The organism is Paraglaciecola sp. IT1134, from assembly GCF_058068185.1.
Window position 1 is genome coordinate 2,794,551 of sequence record NZ_CM176486.1, and the last position, 22,479, is coordinate 2,817,029.

Annotated in this window: 19 protein-coding genes; 3 read left to right on the top strand and 16 right to left on the bottom strand. The window is 45.2% G+C overall.

The features are described from left to right. Positions 1-40: 40 nt before the first annotated feature. The 3 genes from AC3RV5_RS12135 (at position 41) to AC3RV5_RS12145 (ending at position 3,752) form a co-directional block, all read left to right on the top strand. Positions 41-508 carry a host attachment protein gene (locus AC3RV5_RS12135; protein WP_489727910.1) on the top strand — a complete coding sequence of 156 codons (468 nt, stop codon included), beginning with the start codon at positions 41-43 and terminating at the stop codon, positions 506-508. Between the two features lie 10 nt (positions 509-518). After that, on the top strand, positions 519-1,871 hold the full coding sequence (locus tag AC3RV5_RS12140; RefSeq protein WP_489727911.1) for a class II fumarate hydratase: 1,353 nt from the start codon (positions 519-521) through the stop codon (positions 1,869-1,871). 297 nt (positions 1,872-2,168) lie between these two features. Next, positions 2,169-3,752, top strand: coding sequence for a gamma-glutamyltransferase family protein (locus AC3RV5_RS12145; RefSeq protein WP_489727912.1), 1,584 nt, complete (start codon positions 2,169-2,171; stop codon positions 3,750-3,752). Positions 3,753-4,292: 540 nt separating this feature from the next. Here the strand turns inward: AC3RV5_RS12145 and AC3RV5_RS12150 are convergent. The 16 genes from AC3RV5_RS12150 to AC3RV5_RS12225 all read right to left on the bottom strand — a co-directional run bounded on the left by AC3RV5_RS12150 (position 4,293) and on the right by AC3RV5_RS12225 (position 22,359). After that, complete coding sequence (locus AC3RV5_RS12150) at positions 4,293-4,604, bottom strand: cupin domain-containing protein (protein ID WP_489727913.1); 312 nt, start codon at positions 4,602-4,604, stop codon at positions 4,293-4,295. A 24-nt stretch (positions 4,605-4,628) separates the two neighbouring features. After that, positions 4,629-5,246, bottom strand: coding sequence for a flavin reductase family protein (locus AC3RV5_RS12155; RefSeq protein ID WP_489727914.1), 618 nt, complete (start codon positions 5,244-5,246; stop codon positions 4,629-4,631). A 114-nt stretch (positions 5,247-5,360) separates the two neighbouring features. Continuing rightward, complete coding sequence (locus AC3RV5_RS12160; protein WP_489727915.1) at positions 5,361-6,281, bottom strand: glutaminase; 921 nt, start codon at positions 6,279-6,281, stop codon at positions 5,361-5,363. 83 nt (positions 6,282-6,364) lie between these two features. Continuing rightward, positions 6,365-7,852, bottom strand: coding sequence for a molybdate ABC transporter ATP-binding protein ModF (gene modF / locus AC3RV5_RS12165; RefSeq protein ID WP_489727916.1), 1,488 nt, complete (start codon positions 7,850-7,852; stop codon positions 6,365-6,367). A gap of 14 nt (positions 7,853-7,866) precedes the next feature. After that, positions 7,867-8,289 (bottom strand): MarR family winged helix-turn-helix transcriptional regulator, encoded by a 423-nt coding sequence (locus AC3RV5_RS12170; protein WP_489727917.1) that lies wholly within the window; start codon positions 8,287-8,289, stop codon positions 7,867-7,869. Between the two features lie 839 nt (positions 8,290-9,128). Continuing rightward, positions 9,129-9,926: a glycosyltransferase family 2 protein gene (locus tag AC3RV5_RS12175; RefSeq protein ID WP_489727918.1), complete on the bottom strand. Its 798-nt coding sequence runs from the start codon at positions 9,924-9,926 to the stop codon at positions 9,129-9,131. A gap of 378 nt (positions 9,927-10,304) precedes the next feature. Next, the gene (locus AC3RV5_RS12180; protein WP_489727919.1) at positions 10,305-11,129 is read right to left on the bottom strand and encodes an FkbM family methyltransferase; all 825 of its coding nucleotides are present in this window, start codon (positions 11,127-11,129) and stop codon (positions 10,305-10,307) included. A 427-nt stretch (positions 11,130-11,556) separates the two neighbouring features. Further along, complete coding sequence (locus AC3RV5_RS12185; protein ID WP_489727920.1) at positions 11,557-12,684, bottom strand: pyridoxal-phosphate-dependent aminotransferase family protein; 1,128 nt, start codon at positions 12,682-12,684, stop codon at positions 11,557-11,559. A 410-nt stretch (positions 12,685-13,094) separates the two neighbouring features. Next, a complete protein-coding gene (locus AC3RV5_RS12190; protein ID WP_489727921.1) occupies positions 13,095-13,619 on the bottom strand; it encodes a gamma carbonic anhydrase family protein in 525 nt (174 codons plus the stop codon). A gap of 2 nt (positions 13,620-13,621) precedes the next feature. Then, positions 13,622-14,482, bottom strand: coding sequence for an acyl-CoA thioesterase domain-containing protein (locus AC3RV5_RS12195; protein ID WP_489727922.1), 861 nt, complete (start codon positions 14,480-14,482; stop codon positions 13,622-13,624). A gap of 33 nt (positions 14,483-14,515) precedes the next feature. Next, positions 14,516-16,360 carry a protein kinase domain-containing protein gene (locus AC3RV5_RS12200; RefSeq protein WP_489727923.1) on the bottom strand — a complete coding sequence of 615 codons (1,845 nt, stop codon included), beginning with the start codon at positions 16,358-16,360 and terminating at the stop codon, positions 14,516-14,518. A 21-nt stretch (positions 16,361-16,381) separates the two neighbouring features. Further along, positions 16,382-17,293, bottom strand: a complete 912-nt coding sequence (locus AC3RV5_RS12205; RefSeq protein WP_489727924.1) for a 23S rRNA (adenine(2030)-N(6))-methyltransferase RlmJ — start codon at positions 17,291-17,293, stop codon at positions 16,382-16,384. A 143-nt stretch (positions 17,294-17,436) separates the two neighbouring features. Further along, on the bottom strand, positions 17,437-19,014 hold the full coding sequence (locus AC3RV5_RS12210) for a dihydrolipoyllysine-residue acetyltransferase (RefSeq protein WP_489727925.1): 1,578 nt from the start codon (positions 19,012-19,014) through the stop codon (positions 17,437-17,439). A 22-nt stretch (positions 19,015-19,036) separates the two neighbouring features. Next, a complete protein-coding gene (locus tag AC3RV5_RS12215) occupies positions 19,037-20,014 on the bottom strand; it encodes an alpha-ketoacid dehydrogenase subunit beta (RefSeq protein WP_489727926.1) in 978 nt (325 codons plus the stop codon). Further along, positions 20,007-21,200 carry a thiamine pyrophosphate-dependent dehydrogenase E1 component subunit alpha gene (locus AC3RV5_RS12220; protein WP_489727927.1) on the bottom strand — a complete coding sequence of 398 codons (1,194 nt, stop codon included), beginning with the start codon at positions 21,198-21,200 and terminating at the stop codon, positions 20,007-20,009. Before AC3RV5_RS12220 ends, AC3RV5_RS12215 begins: the two co-directional genes overlap by 8 nt. A 364-nt stretch (positions 21,201-21,564) precedes the next feature. Next, on the bottom strand, positions 21,565-22,359 hold the full coding sequence (locus tag AC3RV5_RS12225; RefSeq protein ID WP_489727928.1) for a DUF2189 domain-containing protein: 795 nt from the start codon (positions 22,357-22,359) through the stop codon (positions 21,565-21,567). Between the last annotated feature and the right edge of the window lie 120 nt (positions 22,360-22,479).

Here is a 22,479-nt window from a genome sequence, read left to right on the forward strand (position 1 = left end):
CCATAAATGAGATACATCCTTATTATACAGGAGCACTTTTATGTCGAACAACAAATGGCTACTTATCGCCAACGGCGCCAATGCCACCATTTCACGCTACTGCAATATATTCCAATCCCTCGAAGTTCTGCCTAACGGCACATTACAACATGTCAATCTTCCGTCTAGCGAGTTGGTCACCACCAAACGAGGCCGAGCCGTGAATAACGCCAGTGGTGGGCGCAGTGCATTCGAACGTCCCACGGATCCCCATACCCATGAAAAACAAGTCTTCGCCAACGAAATTGCCGATTTCTTGCAACAACATATAGATGAATTTCACAGTCTAATCGTTGTTGCGGCACCCAAGACCTTAGGAGATTTGCGTAACTCATTTTCGAAACAGCTTAAGGACAAAGTGATTGCCGAAGTGGATAAGGATTTCACCCACATTAAGGAACGTGATCTACCAGCAAAATTACGTATTTTATTGATGGATTCATTGTGGCCAGGAAAGGCAAACGCCTAAGGTAATTCATATGACTCACCCCAATCCGTTCGAAAATGCCCAGCACACCAGCCATCATTTATTTGGCAAACAGACCCAGCTTGCCCTGGAAAATTTTGCCATCAGTGGTTTACATATGCCCCCTGCTTTTATCCATGCCCTGGGACTGCTCAAAGCCACTGCGGCCCAAACTAATGGCGAACTTCAGTTACTGGATAAAGCCGTGGCAATCGACATTGAACGCAGTGCAATGGAGGTAGCAAGTGGCCAGCATGACAGTCAGTTTCCGGTAGACATATTCCAGACGGGCTCTGGTACCAGTACCAATATGAATGCCAATGAGGTGATAGCCACACTGGCGACGTCCAAGCAAGGTAAAGAAGTACACCCCAATGATCATGTGAATATGGGACAAAGCTCAAATGATGTAATACCCAGCTGTATTCATATCAGTGCCTCGTTGGGGATCAAACATAAATTGTTACCCGCCCTGGAGACGTTACGCAAGGCTATCGAAGGTAAAAGCCTGTTCTATCAGGACACAGTCAAGACGGGCCGCACCCATCTTATGGACGCCATGCCTATCACTCTGGGTCAAGAACTGGGTGGTTGGGCCCGTCAAATTGAGCTGGGTATCAGACGTTTAGACCAGGCTTTACCGCGCTTACATGAACTGGCGTTAGGGGGCACGGCTGTGGGTACCGGGATCAATACCCATGCCGATTTTGCTGCGTCGGTTTGCCATAAACTCGCTCATACGACGGGGATTAACTTTGTGCCCAGCCCGAATTATTTTGCCGCCATCAGTAGCCAGGATACAGCGGTTGAGATAAGTGGGCATCTCAAAACACTCGCTGTAAGCTTGATGAAAATAAGCAATGATTTGCGCTGGATGAACAGCGGTCCCCTTGCAGGACTTGGGGAGATCTCTCTGCCCAAATTACAGGCCGGTAGCAGTATTATGCCGGGAAAGGTTAATCCGGTTATTCCTGAAGCCGTAGCCATGGTTTGCGCCCAAGTGATAGGCAATGATACAACCATAACGATAGCAGGCCAGTCAGGGAATTTTCAGCTCAACACCATGTTACCCGTGATCGCCTATAACTTACTGCAAAGCATCGAAATTTTAGCTAATGCCACGGAGTCACTGTCGGCAAAGGCCATAATTGAACTTAGAGCAGACAAACAAAAGATGGCTGACTGTCTGACATTTAACCCTATATTGGTCACAGCACTAAATACCAAGGTTGGTTATGAAAAAGGGGCAGAAATTGCTCAAGCTGCCTATTTACAAAAACGTCCAGTGTTAGACGTTGCGCTGGAAATGACCAACCTGGATAAGGAAGAACTCACCCGTATGCTGGATCCAAAAAATATGACTTGATAATACATTGGCCAATAGTTCCTCACTATTGGTCACTTATTTATGACCCTTGTTAATACCCCTGTGAAACAAGAACAAGGCATAGTTTTTTAAATAGTCGCACCAGACCAATGCTTCTCTTGACTATTAATTGAAACATTTGTTTCATAGCGCAAGACTAATCACCCAAGATATACGCCCCAGTTACACATCCCATGGAGCAATTGAAGGAGCGCTGGTCTAATTTTAATTGATCGAGCAAAAAAATCACGATAAGGCACTTATCGAACTCACCCAAATGCTTATAGAGAAAACTACATGACAACATCCTATCCCGTGGCCTTTACTGCCCCCCATTATGCAGCCAGCCAAGTAGGGCAAAATATTTTAGAGCATGGTGGCAGCGCAATAGAAGCGATGGTGGCCGCAGCTGCCTCCATTTCAGTGGTTTATCCCCATATGAATGGTTTGGGCGGAGATGGATTTTGGTTGGTCAGTGAACCTGGCAAGGCTCCAATGGCAATTGATGCGTGTGGTGTAGCCGGTGCCAAAGCCGATCTCGCCTATTACCATGGCCATGAGGCTATTCCAAGTCGAGGGGCAAAAGCGGCACTGACTATGGCCGGAGCCGTTGCGGGTTGGCAAAAAGCACTGGAGATCAGCCACAATTGGCAACCTGGCTTAGCGCTTAGCGAGCTGCTCGCGCCGGCCATAGGTCAGGCAGAATGGGGAATCGAAGTCACCCAGAGCCTGCAAGATGCCAGCGAAAAAACGTTCGACGAATTGTCGCATCTGGCCCACTTTGAACAATTTATGATGAAAGGCAAGAGTCTTAGAAAAGGTAAAATATTAAAACTACCTGCCATTGCTAAGACGTTAACCACTCTTGCAGAAAATGGCCTGAATGATTTTTACCAGGGGGGTATTGCCCGAACATTGGCTGAAGATCTTCAAGCGGCCGGGTCGCCCCTCACACTGGCAGACTTTGAGACCTATCAAGCTCAGGTGGTGACGCCCCTTTGTGTGCAAACTTCCGTGGGCAAGTTATTTAACCTACCGGCCCCTACTCAGGGGATCGCCTCGCTAATCATTTTGGCACTTTTTGATAGGCTACAACACCAAGCTAAAACGGAAGCTGACTTCGTTCATCTTATAGTGGAATGTACCAAGCAGGCCTTTTTAGTACGCAACAGCCAGGTAACCGATCCCGGTAAATTGACCATAGAACTAGAAGCCTTTCTGTCTGATAAGGCCCTGGATAAGATGCAGGCTAATATCACCATGGAAAAAGCCTTACCCTGGCCCTATCAGGCGCAACAGGGAGACACCATATGGATGGGCGCCTGTGATAATCAAGGAAGAATGGTTAGTTACATCCAGAGCATTTATTGGGAATTTGGTAGCGCCGTAGTATCCCCGCAAACGGGCATAATATGGAATAACCGCGGCACGTCTTTCTCCTTAATACCTGATTCACTGCGGCAACTCTCCCCGGGGTTAAAACCTGTTCATACCCTAAATCCTGCTTACGCCGAACTAGCCGATGGCAGGCGTATGAGCTACGGCACTATGGGCGGTGAAGGTCAATCTCAGACCCAGGCGGCAATATTTGCTCGCTACGTCTATCAACAAAAGTCCCTGTTTGAATCCATCAGTCTGGGACGTTGGTTGTTAGGACGTACATGGGGCGACGATAGTCACAATCTAAAAATCGAAAGTGATTTAGCCAGCCACATCCAGACCGATTTGACCGCCAGAGGCCATGATATCGCAACTGTTGCTGCCTGTAATGAATTAATGGGACACGCAGGCGCGGTGGTACTCAGACCAGACAACACGGTAACCGCAGCCAGTGATCCCCGTAGCGATGGCAAGGCTTTTGCCACCCTCAACAATTTTTAACCCTATATTGACTGAGAACTTAATAGACTTGATTTTGCAAAACCTGCCGACCAATGGTGCGTTGGCTTGTACTGGTGTGTCTGCCGGATTATTGGGTGGCGGATGGAGCATTCAGCGACATGCTCCTGGCCTTAGAACGTGTTGTCAGCGCAAAAATTGGTCACCTCGGTCAGCCACTTGCAATATAAATAGGATTTGTGAGGGAACGGCATTTAGTCTGGATATTCCCAACGTAGCCGATGAACCTAACGGTAATGTCGCAGGGTAACCATTGATATCAAAGCCACCCATCAGGCAATGGCGGTAAAGTGTGACCAACAGCTCCAAGTTAAACTGGCCACTGCTCTGTAAACCAGTGGCAATATGGCTATGGCCAAAATCTGCACCGTGGCCATGTAGTTTATGCGCTGAGTATCTGTGATATAGCTCTCGCTACCCAGGTATTGGCAGAATTTTTAGTTAACTACTGAATCAGACCCTATTATATTGGACAATTGCTGCATTGACTAATACCCGTCGTATCCATGCAGTCAAATTTCTCTATATACTGCCTTCACTTTCCACCACTAGGATCCTAGCCTCTCCCAAAGGACAGGCCACGTGTTGCGTACCCTGTGACGCGTGGAATATATCCCCCTGATTCAATAGGACCGTATATACCACGTCGTTTTCCATGTATTGCATTTCTACCATACCATCGAGTACGACAAATACCTCCTCACCCTCGTTGGTATGCCACTTGTAAGGCTCATTTGTCCAATGTAGCCTGGTGGTAATTCCATTCATATTGGCAATTTTTTTGGCCCCCCAAGGATGGGCAGCGGTAAACTTCTTACTTCTTATGATTTCCATATATTTCTCTACGTGCTTTTCCTATTAAGGCCTGTTCATGGTAAAACGCAGACTTTCGTCTATAGAAAAGTAATCACCGGCACCTCCACCGCGTAACACTGGTTGAGCGGAAGCGGTATGGTAAATGCCGTCCTGAATAAGGGCATTGTCTATATGCACTCCGACCACTTCGCCAAACACCATCCAGGTATTAACCGGTTTTTTATCGGCGCCAGTTAATTGAATGATTTGCGATAGGCGGCATTCAAAGGTTACAGGGCTGGCTGCAACATGAGGCACAGACACAATCTTTGACATTTTAGTTTCAAGGCCAGCTAAGGCAAATTCGTTTACCTCAGCCCCTGCGCCAACGGACGTTTTATTCATAGCCTGGGCCAAGGGTTTGGTCACCAAGTTCCAGCAAAATTCTCCGGTTTTTTCGATATTACGCACCGAATCTTTATAACCAACACTGGCAAACCCCACTATAGGGGGATGGTAATTAAAGGCATTAAAAAAGCTGTATGGGGCCAGATTTAGATTACCTTGCTGATCTTGGCTGGATATCCAACCAATAGGCCTGGGCGCTACCAGGGCATTAAACGGATCATGGATCAAACCGTGACCATTTTGCGGTTCGTAAAAATAGCAATTATGTTGCAAAATTCATCCTTAAAGAAGGGGGATGGCAAGGCCATTACCCAAGCGGCCAACAGTTTTCGATTATACCGCCTATCTTACTATTTTTTATATTATTTTTTATATTAGACAAATATTTTAATGGCCGAATATTGACCATCCCGTACGCTGAACTAACATTTCTAGGGCTTCAGTACCCAGTTTACTGTTACCAATTACATCCAGACCCGGTGACCATACCGCAATAGACGCCTTTCCTGGGGCGATGGCCAGAATGCCGCCCCCTACTCCACTTTTGCCGGGCAAACCGACGCGAAAGGCAAACTCTCCTGAGCCATCATAATGTCCGCACATTAACATCAAGGAATTGATCCGCCTCGCCCTATGCTCAGGTACTACTTGAATTCCCGTATATTCATTCCTACCATTTGAGACCAGAAATGAGCCGGCCTTGGCCAGTTGTTCACAACTCATGGAAATTGAACAATGATGAAAATAGGTGCCCAAAACCTTGTCCACCGGATTACGCAAACGTTGGAAAGACGCCATAAAATGCGCCAGAGACGCATTTCTGCTACCGGTCAGCAATTCGGATTTCACCACTTTTTCGTCAATGCCGATAGAGTCATCATCAGCAACAAACCTGACAAATTGCAGGATTTCAGCTAAGGCTTCTTTGGGCTCATTGCCCATCATTACTGCATCGGCAATGACGATAGCACCGGCATTAATAAACGGATTACGGGGGATCCCTGCTTCATGCTCAAGCTGCACTATGGAGTTAAACGGATCCCCTGATGGTTCTCGGCCAACCCGTGTCCAGATTTCGTCGCCTAATTTACCCAGGGCAATCGTCAGGGTGAACACTTTGGAGATGCTTTGAATTGAAAACAGCGTATTGGCGCATCCTGCGCTGTAGATTGTGCCATCTTGCATCACCAGGCTTATGCCAAATTGATTGGGGTTTACACAAGCTAATTGGGGAATGTAGTTGGCAACTTTGCCTCGCTCGGTGCGGGTCGCCATTTCACGGTATATTTCATCTACAATATTTTGCACGCTAATCCACTTTTTATTGATGTTTTACCAAGAAAATTAAATGTTCTACGCCTTCATATAGGCCTTACAAATGGGTTTTATGGCTACGAGCCACCTTCCGACAACGGCTTTCCAAGCTTGATATAGTGGCTAATGCCACAGATCTTATCATCCGCGTGATGATTAACATAAATGACTGAGGTTGTTTGAAACTCACAGATGCGCTCAATTAAATGCAATACACGCTGGCGGTTCAAATCATCTAAGCCGTTACACGGCTCATCCAGTATTAACAGAGCTGGGTGTTTAACCATGGCCCTGACTACCAAACACAAACGCTGATCGCCGAATGATAATTGCTGGAACGGTTGATCTTGATCCGCTACTAACCCTATTAATGTTAACCATTGTTTCGCCAGTCTAACTTGCTCTGAAGTGGGTTGCTGATACAAACCAATGCTATCGTAAAAACCCGACAGAATGACATGTAATACACTACAGTTTACCCGATGCGCCAGATGTAATGTGTTCGATAACAATCCAATATGCTGTTTGATATCCCAAATACTTTCACCGCTTCCACGTTGGAAACCAAACACCTGAATGTCGTTGCTATAACACTGTGGGTGATCACCTGTTATCAACTGTAACAAACTGGTTTTACCCGAACCGTTGGGGCCACTTAACTGCCAATGCTGGCCACAATTAATTTGCCAATTCAAATTTTCAAACACTATTTTATCAGGATGAATTACTGTAACGTTTTTTAATGCAACCAACGAACAGCCTACCTTGAAAAGGTTACGCATAACTTTCACATCAGGTGATGGCAAGACCATTTCAGTATGTTGCTGGTGGATAAGTTGCTGCAATTGCTTACGCTGCAGAGGACTTTTATCACCCACAGTCACGGCAAGTTGTCCGCCCTTGACAAAAGCAAAATTGCGCACAAAATCCGGCACTTCGGATAGTCGGTTAAATACCATAACCATGGTTACAGACTGAGTTAACCCACTGAGTAACTCAGCCAACTTTTCGCAAGCGGAACTATCGAGACCATCAAATGGCTCGTCCAAAATAAGCAATTGGGGCTTGGAAATTATGGCCCTTATCAACAACAACTTGCGTGTCTCACCGGTCGATAAAGCCATAAAATCATGGTCTAGCAATGTCTCGAAATTGAACAGCACCAGCAAACACTGGCACAAGTCTGTGTACAGCACGCCGTCCCCCTGCTCACTGGTTTGGGTTAAAATTTCCCTGACTTTGGTCGGCACTGGCACTATATCCAATATATCAGCTGAATCTTTTTTTAACTCCAGCTCAATCAAGGCATTAAGGGATTCGTAGGAAACCAGCCCTATCCGAGTAAAGCTGGAACTCAGCTCCCCCTCGGTAATGTGTCCTTGACCCGCAAGCAAAGCTGCTAAAGCGGACTTTCCAGCGCCATTGGCACCCACAAGCACCCAGTGCTGATGCTCCTTAACCGTCCAGTTAATTTGCTTCAGACAAAAGTGCCCGGAAAATTCGGCACTGACATTGCTCAGTTTAATCTGTTGCTTGTCACCACTCGGTTGCAATTTAATATCCACTTGTTACCTATTTTTTACTGTAATTTTTTTAACAAATCCAGCAACGCAGTCAATTGTTTGGACCCCATGTCAGCCGTAACCGTATCCATGGCATTTTTACAGCTTAAAAATGCGTATTTATACAAGTCTCGTCCGCTAAACGTTAACTTAACCAGGCTGACCCGAGCGTCCCGATTATTCTTTTCCTTTTCAACCAGATGAGTTTTTTCCATTGGATTGAGCAATCGGGTAATACCCGAGGCGGAGAGATTGACTGCGTCCGCCAATTCAATTCTGCTCATCATTTGATTTTGCGCGTAGTTAAGTTGCTGCAGCACCATAAATTCACTCAAGCTAATGCCGTGTGTGCTCAAGACACGATCGACTTTTTTATTCACCTGACTAAAGACCCCCGATAACTTAAATAACAATTCCATAGATTCGGCTAGTGGCACCATTATCTTTACTCCTGCGTTTAAAGATGGCCGATATGACCATTCCAAAAAGAAGGTTACATCAAGTAAATACCCACATCAAGTAGTTGATCAATCAAGTATAGGTGAAATATGCATCAAGCTTCAATGAAGCGTAGGCAAACCTTTAGCGTTGCACTATTAAAGATTTATTATTCGGTCATCCCCTTTTTAAGTATGGGGTTAGGGTATAGCGATTACTTACTCGCTTTTTCAAATAACACGTCGCGAAACTGTGTTGGGTAAAGCTGATTATTAGAAAGCTGGGTTAAAGCTTATTTATGACTTCAGGGGGAATGAAAATTGGAAATTGTAGTGCGGTGGAGAAGACAGAAGATGTTTTAGCAGAAAATAACATGCCAATTCATTACATTTTTGGGCGGTGGTCTTGGGTGGCTATAGTCTATGGCGACTAATCTAAACGTTGCCCACACGGAATATTCAGTATTAGGTAATGGTTAATACTCAAACGACTGTCGTAAATGATTATGTTTAAGTGATTCCAGTCAGCGGTAAATCTGATAACAAAGAGGCTGCAATTATCTGTGCGGATTGTAGAGAGAGAATCTCATAGGAAATCCTTGCTTAAATCTACAAATATGGGGAGACCTAAAATGACTAATTTATTTCAGCTAAAAAATTTTGGACCTATGTAAAAACTGACCGACTTCAGACCTTTACATAGGTTGGAGAAAAAATACACTTCATTCCAAAATAGAAATAGATGGCTTTAGCGCTGATATCGCATCCCCCATCATGTCTTTAGTATTTAATCGAGTCACAAAGTCTACCCGTTTTCTGTGTGATTGAAGTTTAGGCTAAGGTTACTCTGGCTTCTTAGCTTTGTTGGCTAATTTTTCCATGCGTGTCAGTGTCCACAAACCGGCATATTTGTTGTAATTAGTTTGTGCATAATCCATGGCAATCAAAAAACCGACAGGGCCATCTAGAAAGCCACCGCGAATAAAATAAACCAAATTAAAAGTCCAAAAACCTCGAAGTAAAGCACTAAACAAGCTGTGGCAGCGTTTACCCTTGCTAAAATATTTTTGGCTGCCTAGCCAGGCGTATTTAACATTTTTATGGCTGGCATGGCCATAATTCCGGTGTGTGAAGTGCAATAAGCGGCCATTTAACGTGACAGTCTCGCCAGGTGGGTGAACTATTTTTTCATGCACCTGTGCATCAGTGAACGAAGCGCCCTCACGCCATACCATGCGTAATTGCGAACGTGCACTGCGGCCATGATCCAAGCGCTTATTGTAAATAGTCACGCCCCAAGGCATTTTGATGGCAACTTTGTTGCCCCTAGGTTCAAACAATAGTTTACGTACGCTTTCTTGTAATTCGGGGTCAAGTGCTTCATCTGCGTCGATCGCCAATACCCAGTCATACTGAGCCTGTTCTAGCGCCCTTTGCTTTTGAACCCCGTAACCAGGCCAGTCAGTCTCCCATATTTTGTTTGTATAACGACGCACAATATCCAAAGTGCCATCGGTACTGCCACTATCAAATACAATAATTTCATCGGCAAGATCTTTAACAGATTCTAGACAACGTTCAATTCGGTCAGCTTCATTTAGAGTAATGATGGTGACAGATAGGCGGTATAATTTATTCATGGGGGCCCTAAAAAAACAACTTTTCAAAAAAACTTTTAAATATTTAGCCGGGCATCTTAACACGCATATTCTAACCAAACCCAGCTTCAAGGTGGTGGAACATCACCTTCCCCCCGTTTTAAGCGATACTAGGGATGAGTTTTTTACACGGCAACCAGACTAATACAACCCTATGTCATCATTAGATAACGATGACAGTTTTCACCAGGATCATGTGCAGGAAATGCAAAGCCATTTTGCACGGCGAGATTAATGGCCCTGGACTTCGCAGAGGGTTATACCGTGCAAGTCGAACCATAGGTGCCTTTAGCAAAGAGATTCCATGTACATAATCCGTTTTTAAGTTTGATTGAGCTAGGCAATATCTATCTTTTAGGTTTAATGCGCATCGCGAGTCCAGATGACATCAACTACCCCATTAATGGACAATAAGTCACTTTTGCTATACTTCTTTAGTTTCCCATGATTGAGTTCCCAAGGATAAAGCCCAGCGTCAAAAATCAGTTCCAATAAAGCGCCCGGAGAAATGTTGTGGCGCCGCATGATATCCGGAGAGTATTCGCATAGAATAATTTGACAGCGTTTTAGTATCTCTTTTCCACTCTTTAGTGCGAAATATTCATAGCCTTCCACATCAATTTTTAAAACTCGCACTTTGCGATCTTCAAGTCCAATATCGCTAAAAAATTCATCTAAACCGACTGTATCCACATTGACAGAAGTTTGGTCCGATGATTCGAGCATAGAATGCTTTCCAAGGTTATTGCTGTTGTATTGGTAGAGCTTTGCTTTACCAGTAGACTCAGCCACTGCGGCCTGAATAACAGTGACTGACTTGGCCTCGTTAATTTCAAGATTATGATTCAACAGGGTACTATTCAAGGGATCCGGTTCGAATGCAAAGATTTGATTATCATTATTTGCTAGACGCGAAAAAAGAACTGAATACCAGCCAATATTCGCGCCTATGTCCAAAAGCACATCTCCCTTAAGAAGGGTCACATTATTCACTAGCCAATCGCTTAACTCAGGTTCATGCGCTTGGTATTTATATATATGTCGTCCTACCACGTCCTTGGTCTTTACTTTGAACACTAAGTTTAACGAATCAACTCTAGCATCCAAAAATTCTCTACGTAAAATCCAGCGCTGGAAAAAATAAGATGCTGCTCGTGCTAAAGATTTTTGTTTAACTATTTTCAAAAGTTGCTTTCCCTAATTCCACAATAATCATGTGAATATTTCTGTTAGTTTTATGAGTTACGGTTCAATTCATTGACTCTACAAAATTTGATTCATCAAAGTTGCAAAAGAATCGTCATTCCCAAATATTTCCTAAATTAATCACCACCATTACACCTAATAAAATTCTTGCAAAAATCTATTTTTCAGTGGGTTGTAGTGTCTCATTGTAATATATTTTGCCGGAGAAAAAGCAGTTAACTTAGGAGTAATTGAGCACTTAATCTAGCCAAAACAAGTTATGCACTTACTATTTGAATCCGGGAAGATAAAAACCCTGTGGAAGGTCGGTTTTAAATGACTGAAACGCACAGTCATGCGTTAGACGTTTTCAAAATAGTTTGCAAACCAGGCAGCTACATAAACGGCCTGATTTGCGGTTATCTACTCAACGCTCCAACACAGATTTCAACGAGCTGATGCAATAATCGACATTTTTCTGGTTGCAGCCATACCCCATCAATCCTATACGCCAGACTTTACCCGCCAAGGTACCTAATCCCGCCCCAATCTCTAAATTGAATTCGCTTAAAAGTTGCTGCCGGACAGCTGCCTCGTCCACCCCTTCAGGGATCCTAACCATATTTAATTGCGGTAAGCGATACTCGGGTGCTACCACAAAATCTAGGCCTAATGCGGTTAAACCGGTTCTAAGGGCCTGATGCAATCTGGCGTGTCGCTGCCAGGCCTGCTCTAAACCTTCGGCGTGTAAAATAATCAATGATTCATGCAAGGCATATAAACTATTAACCGGTGCGGTGTGATGGTAAGCGCGTTTGTTACCCTGACCCCAATAGCCCATCACCAATTCCATATCTAAAAACCAGCTTTGCACGGCAGACTTACGGGATTTGATCACTGCTATTGCCGTTTCGCTAAATGACACCGGAGATAACCCTGGCACACAGGACAAACATTTTTGTGTACCGGAATAAATAGCATCAATTTGCCAACCGTCCACATCCAGCTCAATGCCTCCAAGTGACGTCACCGCATCGACTATGGTCAAACAATGATATTGTTTTGCCAGGGCACAAATCCCATGGGCATCGTTACGCACACCAGTAGAGGTCTCGGCATGCACAAAGGCGACAATTTTTGTATCAGGGTGAGCTTTTAAGGTTTGTTCCAGCTTGTTTAAATCCGTTGGCTCACCCCAGGTATCTTGAACCATAATGGCTTGGCCGCCACAGCGCTGCACATTTTGCTGCATGCGGCCACCAAACACGCCGTTTTGACAAACAACCACTTTATCACCTGGCTCGACTAGATTGACAAATACAGATTCCATGCCAGCCGACCCCGGAGCCGAAACCGGCATGGTCAGTTCGTTTTTGGTTTGAAAGGCATATTGCAGCAGGGTTTTGATCTCATCCATTAAATCGATGAAACTAGGATCAAGATGGCCGACAGTCGGACGAGCTAAGGCACTGAGTATGCGGGGATCCACGTCTGACGGGCCTGGGCCCATTAAGGTTCTGACCGGGGGGATAAAAGAGTGAAATTTGGTTTGCATAAAATTCCTTAAAACAGACAACATCAATAGACAACAATCTTACAGATATCAGACTTGGCAACAAGAGCAGGATGTTGGACATAGATTAGCTGAATGTTCAGCTATCTATTCCCTGGCAACTAAAATGGTTGTGGTGAGTGTCTGATTTACGCGAACCACCTGTGCATAAGCGGTGCATAACACCTGGAAAAGCTGTGTATGCAGCACATTTTTGCCGCTAATAATTAAAGCTAAAATGTTGTTTTTAATAAGAAATCTTTCTTTGAGTAAAAAAATTAGTTTTCTAAACAACTTGTTCTACACTTATTATTCTGTAGTTGATAGGTAACAGTTAGCGCACGGCTCTACCATGGAGCCCTTCCCCAAGACTCGGATCAGTCATGATCCGAGTTTTTTTTATCGCACAATCTTTATTCGGCCACAGGTTTGAGTTCACGCCTAAACCGCTGGGCGTTATCTACATAGTGCTGAGCAGATTTACGCAGCATTTCTTTGTGCTCTTGGGCGATGGGTTTCACTACCTTGGCCGGCGAGCCCATCACTAGTGATCCATCTGGGATTTCCATATTTTCTGTGATCAGGCTATTAGCTCCTATCACGCAGTATTTACCGATTTTCGCTCCATTGAGGATCACACTGTTAATACCAACCAGGGTGTAGTCACCAATTTCGCAGCCATGCAACATGACTTTATGGCCCACTGTGACACCTTTACCCACTATTAGGGGCACACCAAAATCCGTATGTAAAATTGAACCATCCTGAATATTACTGTCTTCGCCGATTGAAATTAAGTCGCAGTCACCCCGTAATACGGCGTTAAACCACACACTGCTATTGTCTGCTAAATGCACTGCACCAATGACATGACTACCCGGTGCAATAAAAACGTTTTCCCCTAGAGTAACTTGACTATCACCTAGTGTATAAACCATGTCTAATCCTCTATCTTACGTATCAAGCCTTCTTGCATGGTAGATGCTACCAGCTTGCCTTGGCGATTAAAAAACTGCCCCCTAACCAGGCCTCTGGCCCCACCACTAAAGGGACTTTCGGCGCAGTACAGTAGCCAATCATCAAAATCAAACGGGTGATGAAACCACATGGCATGATCGATAGTCGCCATAATCAAATTTTTATCCCGTACCGATAAACCATGTGGCTGGGTAGCGGTTGATAGAAAATGATAATCCGAGGCATAGGCCAACATCGCTTGATTCAGAGAGATATTGCCTGAAAGCAACTCTTGTGCTTTCATCCAAATATAACGGGTCGGCTCCTGAATACCGGGATTGACAATATCGATATGCTGCACGGTGCGCATATCGATGGGTTTATGGTAACCGATTGCTTCGCGCATTCTCAAGGACAGACTGTCTTTGGATAACTCATCAAACATGGTGTCAGGTTCAATTGACTCAGGTGGTGGCACGTCGGGCATTTGGGCGAATTGATGTTCAAGCCCTTGTTCTGGTTGTTGAAATGAGGCCGTCATATAAAAAATATTGCGGCCATTTTGGATAGCTTTTATACGCCGGGTAGAAAAACTGCGGCCATCGCGCACCGTTTGCACGTCGAAAACCACTGGTTTTTTAGCATCACCAGGGAGTAAAAAATAGGAATGGAAAGAGTGCGCTACCCGGCCTTCGGGTAGGGTTAACTGTGCAGCCGCTAAGGCCTGGCCCATCACTTGTCCACCAAAAAGTGCCCGAAAACCCAAATCCCAGCTTTGTCCGCGAAACAAACCTTGCTCAATTTTTTCCAATGTGAGCAAATCTACTAATTTAATATCTGTCATAGGGTCCCAAAACAATCAAAAATTATACGAATATTAACTCGTGTGTGGATTTCTAGGGTAAAACTTATCAGGTAAATGCGCTTGATGCTCAAAAAATCGGGTGTCTTTATAGGGTAACTTCATAAAACCTGATAAACCAAGCCCTTGAATTTCTGGTATTAAATCCAAAATGTCCTGCAGTAAGCTTTTAAATTCCATCTCCATGGTGTGATCCAGCAGGGTAAAGTAACTGTGGATTTTCAGGTGAGTAGGTAAAGCTTCAAAAATAATACAACCCGTATGGTGAATACAATTTAACTGGCGAATAATGGTCATCAAGGGGTCTGGTAGAGTTAACAACTCATCGGGATCGTCACCGTCTTCAAAATAGGAATGCATACGACTTTCGTCTTCGGTTAACGAAATATGGTTTAAATCATAGGCAATGTTTAATCCACCTGGAGCAATAAAACACTCTTGCTCGTTTTCACGTTCAATATGTAAGGTATCCCTAGCGTTAAACATACAGCTTTTGAATACACCTACCCGGTGAATTGAACGAGCCAGGCTGATGACATTATTTACGGTTGCATCAAAGGAACGTTTGAGTGCCGGATCATATAAGTTCAAACTAGAGTCGATATAGACACCCTTCGCCTCCCAGCGCACCGCTAATCCACCCACTACAGGGTATTTACCCAGACGACTGACTTCTGAAATAAACGCTTTTTCTGTTTCGCCCATGCCTTGTAAATAGTTTTTGTAATAACGCTCAAACTGAGCATCATTTATATAATGCAGTTCTTGTGGGCTTTGGTCAGACTCCACACGCAAAAATGATTTGCGGGAGCTGTAGACTACCGTATCGATTTCCTTGCTCTTTTGATGACACCAAGTAGGAACTAGCGCGGCTTGGGGAACAGGATCGCCATCCTTAAACACCAGATTTTTCATAAATTGCATATTGTGAATAAAATAGTCCCCGCCCTGGCGACGTATCTGGGGATCATTGCTGAGCATAGCGCTCAACGTATGCGCCAATTCTATAGGTAACCCCAGGGCATTCGGCCGGATAACTTGGGCGCCAAAACGGCTCGATTGCCCCGAAGCTAATGCATATAGGGTACTGGCCAGGCCCTGCTCATCAAATCTAGGCGATGATAACTCGCCGTTTAGCTGCTCTTGCCCGATAAAATAGATATCGCCTAACCGGGCATTGGTTTGCTGCATGTCACTGGACATCAAATCCATGACATTGTTGCCCATAAACTGGCCATTTTCATCTAATTGGGCAAACACAGATGAGCCCCAATCAATCAAGCCAATTTCCTCACTTTGAGGATCAAAGACGATATTGGAAGGTTTAATATCACCGTGTGTTATGGGTTTGGCTTGGCCATTTTCCTGGTAGTTTCTCAATGTCAGCAAAATGTCCGCCAATTGCGCCGCAATCTTTACCACTAAACGCGGACTAAGGGGGCCGTACTCCAGTGAGATCCGTTCCAAATCTCTGCCTTTGGCCCGCTGCATCACCAGAATGGCCTGTTTTTTTATGTATTGAAATTCTATCAGCGCGGGCACATGAGTATGCAAGACATGACTCAGCATATGTGCCTCTTCTTCTAATCTGTCCTGAACATGCTGGGGTAAATTAATTCGCGAAAACTTGAACACCAGCTCCGCCGGTATAGCCTGATCCACCCGGGGAAAAATTCCGGCAAACGCGAAACCGAATGCACCTTTGCCTATCATTTCAATGTTTCTATACCCCAATAACTCAAGTTGCTCAGTACACAATTTAATCCAGTCTTTTAGTTTCTGGGCATCCTTGTGTGACAACAGATAAATGGACTGCTCGTCAGGGATATAAAAATGTTTTAGGTTGGCTTGTACAGACATAATAATTAGCGCCGAGTCGGGCTATTCATCCCCAACAAGCCAGTTAACTGTGCCTTTGGCCTTAGGCGACTGAGCCAAAAGAGGTACCAGGTCTTGTAAACATGCGCTGAGTTGTTCATCCAGTTGCCAAGGCGGATTTATGATGACCATTCCCGAGCCATACATGCCCTCGTCCCGAGTTTCATCTTGCACATTCAGTTCAACACTTAATAAATTTTTGAAACCCTGTAACTTAAGTTGTTCAAGCATGTCCTGGCTTTTGCCCTGTTTGCTTGGCGCCGCTTCGAAACGATCAGATTGCACAACATCACGCTGCCGGGCCTCGCCGTGCCCTGCGCCGCGTTTTAGCAACAGCGGGTACCAGATAGCATATATACCCGTAGGCCACTTTTTATAGGCTTTACTGACGGTGGCTACCACTTGTTGATAGTCCTCGGACGACTCATAAGAGGGGTCTATTAACACCATGCCTCTGGCGAGTTTAGGCGGTGTCATGGCCACCAGCCCCTCATTGCCATCTCTATGATGTATCGCTATATGGCTAGCTCTTAAATTGCGCTTGAGGTTAAGCACTTCCTGATTGTGCCACTCCATGAGCTGCAAATTGTCTTGGGGGCGCAGTAAAGCATGGGCAATCTCCGGCGAGCCGGGGTATTGATTATGTTTGAGGTATTTAGCGGTGAGTGCCTGGTAGGCTAAAATGGCTTTATTATCACCGCTGTAATCCGTGAGCCGGGCAATGCCTTGTTGATATTCCAGCGTTTTTTGTGCTTCAACGGCGTCCAGATCATAAATACCGGCCCCACTGTGGGTGTCGATATATACAAAACCCTTGGCTTTGCTCTTAAGTTTTTCAATGATCAACATTTGGCATATATGCTTTAGCACATCTGCATGATTTCCGGCGTGAAAACTGTGGCGGTAACTAAACAAGTAGCCTGCTCCTGGCAAAATGATTTACAACAAAAAAGGATAAGGCCCTAGTTTACCCGTGAACACCGAATATAAGCAAAAACAAACCCGCATTAAGCGGGTTGTTTGGCGTTTAATGGTGTGGCTATGTTAGCCCTTTTTGCTTATCGCAAGGTTGTCAGCATAGTTAAGGGTTGTTCCAGGTAACCTTTCCAGACATTATTAAAACGAACCATAGTCGCTCCATCAATAATGCGATGATCTCCTGACCAGCTTATTTGCATAATATTAACTGCTTTGACCTGATCCTGTTCATCAAACCGAGGCAAACGCTGGATTTTACCCAAGGCCACTATCGCCGCCTCTGGATGGTTGATCACAGGTGTGGCCACTGTCCCACCTAATACTCCTATATTGGAGATACTGATAGTACCGCCACGTAGATCGGCGCTTTTTAATCTCCCTTGGCGAGCCTGGTCAATCAAAGTATTGGCTTGCTGGGCAACTTCCAGCAAAGAGAGGTTTTGTACACCTTTAATATTAGGCACCATCAACCCTAACTTACCATCCACCGCCATACCAATATTGTGATTGGCAAAGTAGGTCAGTTCAGAACAGTCCTGGTTGACCTGGCTGTTAATAACGGGAAATTGTTTCAGCGCCATTGACAAAGCCTTAATGAAAAACGGCATAAAACTAAGCTTTACTCCCTGAAGAGCAAACTCGTCTTTTAACTGAGCACGCAAGGCAATTAAAGCGTCGAGTTGAATTTCCTCGCTCACGGTAAAGTGCGGAATAGTTGCCACGGCGTGGCTCATCTGTCTGGCCATTGCTGCTTTTATGCCCGAGATGCGTTCAGTACGATCACCCATTGATTGCTGTACAGCCGCGGGTCTAGACGACTCCTTAGCTTGTCCGTCTCCAGAAACAGAGGTATTCACTTGTGTTTTGCTTGGCAAATCACATTTCAGTACCCGGCCTTTGTCACCACTGCCTGTAATATTAGCCAGATTAATATCCAGCTCACGGGCCAAACGCCGCACCGCGGGACTGGCGAGGGCCTTACCCGTTCGTTTAGCATTAATTGTACTGTGGGGGATTGCTGGAGCCTGATCCTGCAGTGACTGACTAGTCGTTACATTGACCTGGCTGTCCTTTGTCACTGGATCGCTACTATCAGAGACCACGCGCATACTAAACAAAGGTGTGTGCACTTTAGCAATATCCCCTTGTTGATAAAATAAGCTGATAACTTTGCCCGAATGTTTAGCCGGAATTTCAACCAGGGCCTTGTCTGTCATCACTTCCACTACCGGTTGATCTTCGTGGATATCATCCCCTTCCCCAACCAGCCATTTAACCAGTTCGCACTCTACTATGCCTTCCCCTATATCAGGTAAGATGAATTCTTCTAATGTCGAATTCCCAGCTTGAGTCAGGTTTTGAGTATCTTGTGCTTTGCTGACTGTTGTTGCTGATTTTTCGGCTGGCACGGGCTCTTCTTGCCCCTCTATTTGCATGGCAAAGAGAGGGGAATGCACAGCCGCAATATCACCCGCCTGGTAGTAGAGTTTTTTAACCACGCCTGAATACATAGCGGGTATCTGTACTGTCGCTTTATCTGTCATAACTTCGGCCACGGGCTGGTCTTCAACTATCACATCCCCTTCGTTAATCAGCCATTCGAGTAACTCGCATTCCACTATACCTTCACCAATATCCGGCAAAATAAAATCTTTCATAATCCCACTCTCCAAATACTGGTTAGAAATTTACGCAACGTTTAATCGCTTCGTAGGTTTTAAGGTGATCAGGCATATATTCTTTTTCATGGGCCAGGGGGTAAGGGGTATCTAAACCACACACCCGCTGTATAGGGGATTCCAGGTGCAAAAAGCAGCGTTCCTGAACTGTGGCAGCAATTTCACTGGCGAAACCACCGGTTAAAGGTGCTTCATGATTGATCAACAACCTGCCGGTTTTCATCACCGACTCGCTAACAGTTTGGGCATCCCAAGGTAAAATGCTGCGTAAATCAACGATTTCACAGGAAATACCATCGTTTTGGGCCATATCAGCGGCTTTTTCCAAGATTTCCATTTGTGCGCCCCAAGCCAGCAGCGTGATATCCGTACCCTCTTTTACCACTTCAGCTTTTCCCAGAGGAAGTTGATAATCTTCGTCGGGCACTTCGCCTACTGAGGCCCGGTACAATCTTTTGGGCTCCATAAATAACACCGGGTTATCGTCGCGAATTGACGCCAGCAGCAGCCCTTTGGCTTGATAGGGATTACGAGGGATCACGATTTTCATCCCGGGTATATGAGCAAAAAAGGCCTCTGGTGATTGTGAGTGGTAAAGACCACCCGCAATTCCCCCACCGTATGGGGTACGGATGGTTAAGGTGCCACAGGTGAATTGACCTCCTGAGCGGTAGCGGAATTTCGCCGTTTCATTGAGTATTTGATCGAAGGCCGGGAAAATGTAATCGCCAAATTGAATTTCCGCCACAGGCACAGAGCCTTGTGAGGCCAAACCGTTGGCGAATCCTATTATTCCTTGTTCGGTCAAAGGTGTATTAAAACAGCGGCCTTTGCCAAATTTTTGTTGTAAGTTACTGGTGGCTCTGAATACGCCACCAAAATGACCTACATCTTCGCCAAATACCATGACTTTTTCATCGTCATTCATGGCCGTGATCAGGGCAGCGTTAACCGCCTGCAACATATTCATTTTACTCATTGCCAAGTCTCCCGGATGTCTTCGGATAAGCATCAGGATACTGACTGATATGACTCTTAAGCTCTTTGAGTTGCTGACGTAGGTGCCAGGGCGGCGTATCATACACATCATTGACAATCTCATCGATGTCACAAATATCTACTTTCTCGGCTTGTTTCATTTCAGCCAGTACCTCTTGTCGGGTTCGCTCGACAAATTTGTTATTTTCTTCATCGTCTAACCAATCTTGACTGTGCATCCAGTTGGCCATGCGCAACACAGGATCTTTGTCCCGCCATTTCTGCTCTTCGTCTTTGGAACGATAGCCGGTAGGATCATCTGATGTTGAATGCGCCGCCAGGCGGTAGGTCATAGCTTCAATCAATACCGGACAATTCTCGGCCAGGGCAATTTTCCGAGCATGTTGGGTCGCGGCGTAGACGGCTAAAACATCATTGCCGTCCACTCTAATGGTCTTTATGCCATAACCAATCCCTCGGGAGGCGATGCCATCTCCAGCAAATTGTTCTTCTGCCGGAGTAGAAATGGCGTAACCATTATTACGACAGAAAAAAATCACCGGACACTTAAGTACCGCCGCCATATTCAAACCCGCATGAAAGTCTCCTTCAGATGCCGCCCCTTCACCAAAATAACATATGGTGATCGCTTCATTACCTGCCATCTTTTGTCCGTATGCATAACCCGAAGCCTGAGGGATCTGAGTCCCTAACGGTGATGATATGGTCATAAAATTCAGCGCTTTATCCCCATAGTGGATCGGCATTTGACGTCCTTTATTGGGATCCAGTTTGTTGCTAAACATCTGGTTCATAAATTGGGTGGTGGTGTAACCGCGATACGCTAAAGCACCCTGCTCTCGGTACTGAGACATGATCATGTCTTGCGGCGCCAAAGCCGCCGCACTGGCAACTGTAGAGGCCTCTTCGCCGGTACACGCCAGATAAAAGCTTATCCTGCCTTGTCGCTGAGCGGCGACCATACGCTCATCCAGGATCCGCACATATTGCATAGTCTGGTATATCTTTTGCGCAGTGCTTTTTTCCATATTGGGTAGTTGGGCGCTGCTGTGCGCAGTGCCATCGCTTTGCAGCATCTGCAACATCGGAATATCCACCAGGCCATTGTCAATGATGTTGACGTTATGGCTCAAGCCGATATTTGAGAGATGATTTCTGTCTTTCACCTGTAACCCCTAAAATGAAAACATTGACCCAGAGCCAATGTTTAAAAATTGTTGCTTAAGTGTTAATGCTAGAGCATATATTAGGATAGAACCTTGCCAATTTAGATTCGAAAAACCACAAAGGTGGGACAGTCATTCTAATATTCAGATGAAAACATGATGCTCATACCCAAGTGACCTCAAAATGCAGGGTCAGAGTTTGTGCAGGAAGTCAGAGCCTGGCACAACACGCGAGAAATGGCATTCCCTTTTTAAGGGTTGTAACGCCGCACTGATTGTTGCCTAATCTTCCGGGAATACGGGCACACATCTACCAGGGCACAGCTAAAAAAGCCCGGAAGATGCTAAGCCAGCTAAACGGTTATTATTCATAATCCCTTAGGCGCTTGACTTGAATAGTATCAATATATCCATGCCAGGTGGCGTAACCGATAATCGGCATCAATACCACAAATCCGATAAAGCCAGTGGCAAATCCCAGTAATACAAAAAGCAAAATGATAACCGCCCAGAACAACATGGGCAGTTTATTGCTCCAAACCGCATTCATACTGGTCAATACCGCCGTTGCCAAATCGACTTTACGTTCCATTAAAATCGGTTGGGTAAAGGCACTGATAAAAAACACTAGTAAGGTAAAGCCAGCGCCGACAACGGTACCCAGAGCTAAGAACGGCATCAAATTTTCAAAATTTTCGTCCAGATAAGGCGGATATAAGACATGGATCGCCGAGGCGATCCTTAACCAAAAAATCATCAGTACCATCAACAAGATGCCAAATCCCCACTCATTCACAGCATTACGTTGTATGGCCTTGATACTATGCAAAATAGAAGGGGCTCGTTTTCTACCCAACTGCCAGCTCACATCATACAAACCCGCAGCGAGAAAAGGGCCTAGCAGCATAAAACACACAATCGCAGGCAAAATCACCAGATGCCACCCAGTCAACCTGACTAAGTAGGTAATAAACCAGGGGACGGCGGCAAATACCACACCGAAAAACAAAGTTAACATAGGCGCGCCCAGTGCATCTTTAACTCCCAGTTTAAGCCACCTGAGTGGATCGGACATCGATAACTGCTTACAGGGAATAACCCGGGCAATACGACTATCGGTAAAGGCATTTTGGGGGGCTTGTTTAAAAGGTTGCGACATAGATGTACTCCAATTAACAAAAATGAATTAACGCCTAACACTGCCAACATGTGCCTGTTAAGCGTAAGCCCATATCAACGGAATGTCAGGTCTAAATATGCGCAGGCATACTTTTATCGT

Excerpts from the sequence above, each read along its gene's own strand:
- AC3RV5_RS12200 (WP_489727923.1), bottom strand. The coding sequence starts at position 16,360 with ATGTCTGTACAAGCCAACCTAAAACATTTTTATATCCCTGACGAGCAG.
- AC3RV5_RS12215 (WP_489727926.1), bottom strand. The coding sequence starts at position 20,014 with ATGAGTAAAATGAATATGTTGCAGGCGGTTAACGCTGCCCTGATCACG.
- AC3RV5_RS12135 (WP_489727910.1), top strand. The coding sequence starts at position 41 with ATGTCGAACAACAAATGGCTACTTATCGCCAACGGCGCCAATGCCACC.
- AC3RV5_RS12225 (WP_489727928.1), bottom strand. The coding sequence starts at position 22,359 with ATGTCGCAACCTTTTAAACAAGCCCCCCAAAATGCCTTTACCGATAGT.
- AC3RV5_RS12145 (WP_489727912.1), top strand. The coding sequence starts at position 2,169 with ATGACAACATCCTATCCCGTGGCCTTTACTGCCCCCCATTATGCAGCC.
- AC3RV5_RS12170 (WP_489727917.1), bottom strand. The coding sequence starts at position 8,289 with ATGGTGCCACTAGCCGAATCTATGGAATTGTTATTTAAGTTATCGGGG.
- AC3RV5_RS12185 (WP_489727920.1), bottom strand. The coding sequence starts at position 12,684 with ATGCAAACCAAATTTCACTCTTTTATCCCCCCGGTCAGAACCTTAATG.
- AC3RV5_RS12195 (WP_489727922.1), bottom strand. The coding sequence starts at position 14,482 with ATGACAGATATTAAATTAGTAGATTTGCTCACATTGGAAAAAATTGAG.
- AC3RV5_RS12150 (WP_489727913.1), bottom strand. The coding sequence starts at position 4,604 with ATGGAAATCATAAGAAGTAAGAAGTTTACCGCTGCCCATCCTTGGGGG.
- AC3RV5_RS12190 (WP_489727921.1), bottom strand. The coding sequence starts at position 13,619 with ATGGTTTATACACTAGGTGATAGTCAAGTTACTCTAGGGGAAAACGTT.
- AC3RV5_RS12210 (WP_489727925.1), bottom strand. The coding sequence starts at position 19,014 with ATGAAAGATTTTATTTTGCCGGATATTGGTGAAGGTATAGTGGAATGC.
- AC3RV5_RS12175 (WP_489727918.1), bottom strand. The coding sequence starts at position 9,926 with ATGAATAAATTATACCGCCTATCTGTCACCATCATTACTCTAAATGAA.
- AC3RV5_RS12140 (WP_489727911.1), top strand. The coding sequence starts at position 519 with ATGACTCACCCCAATCCGTTCGAAAATGCCCAGCACACCAGCCATCAT.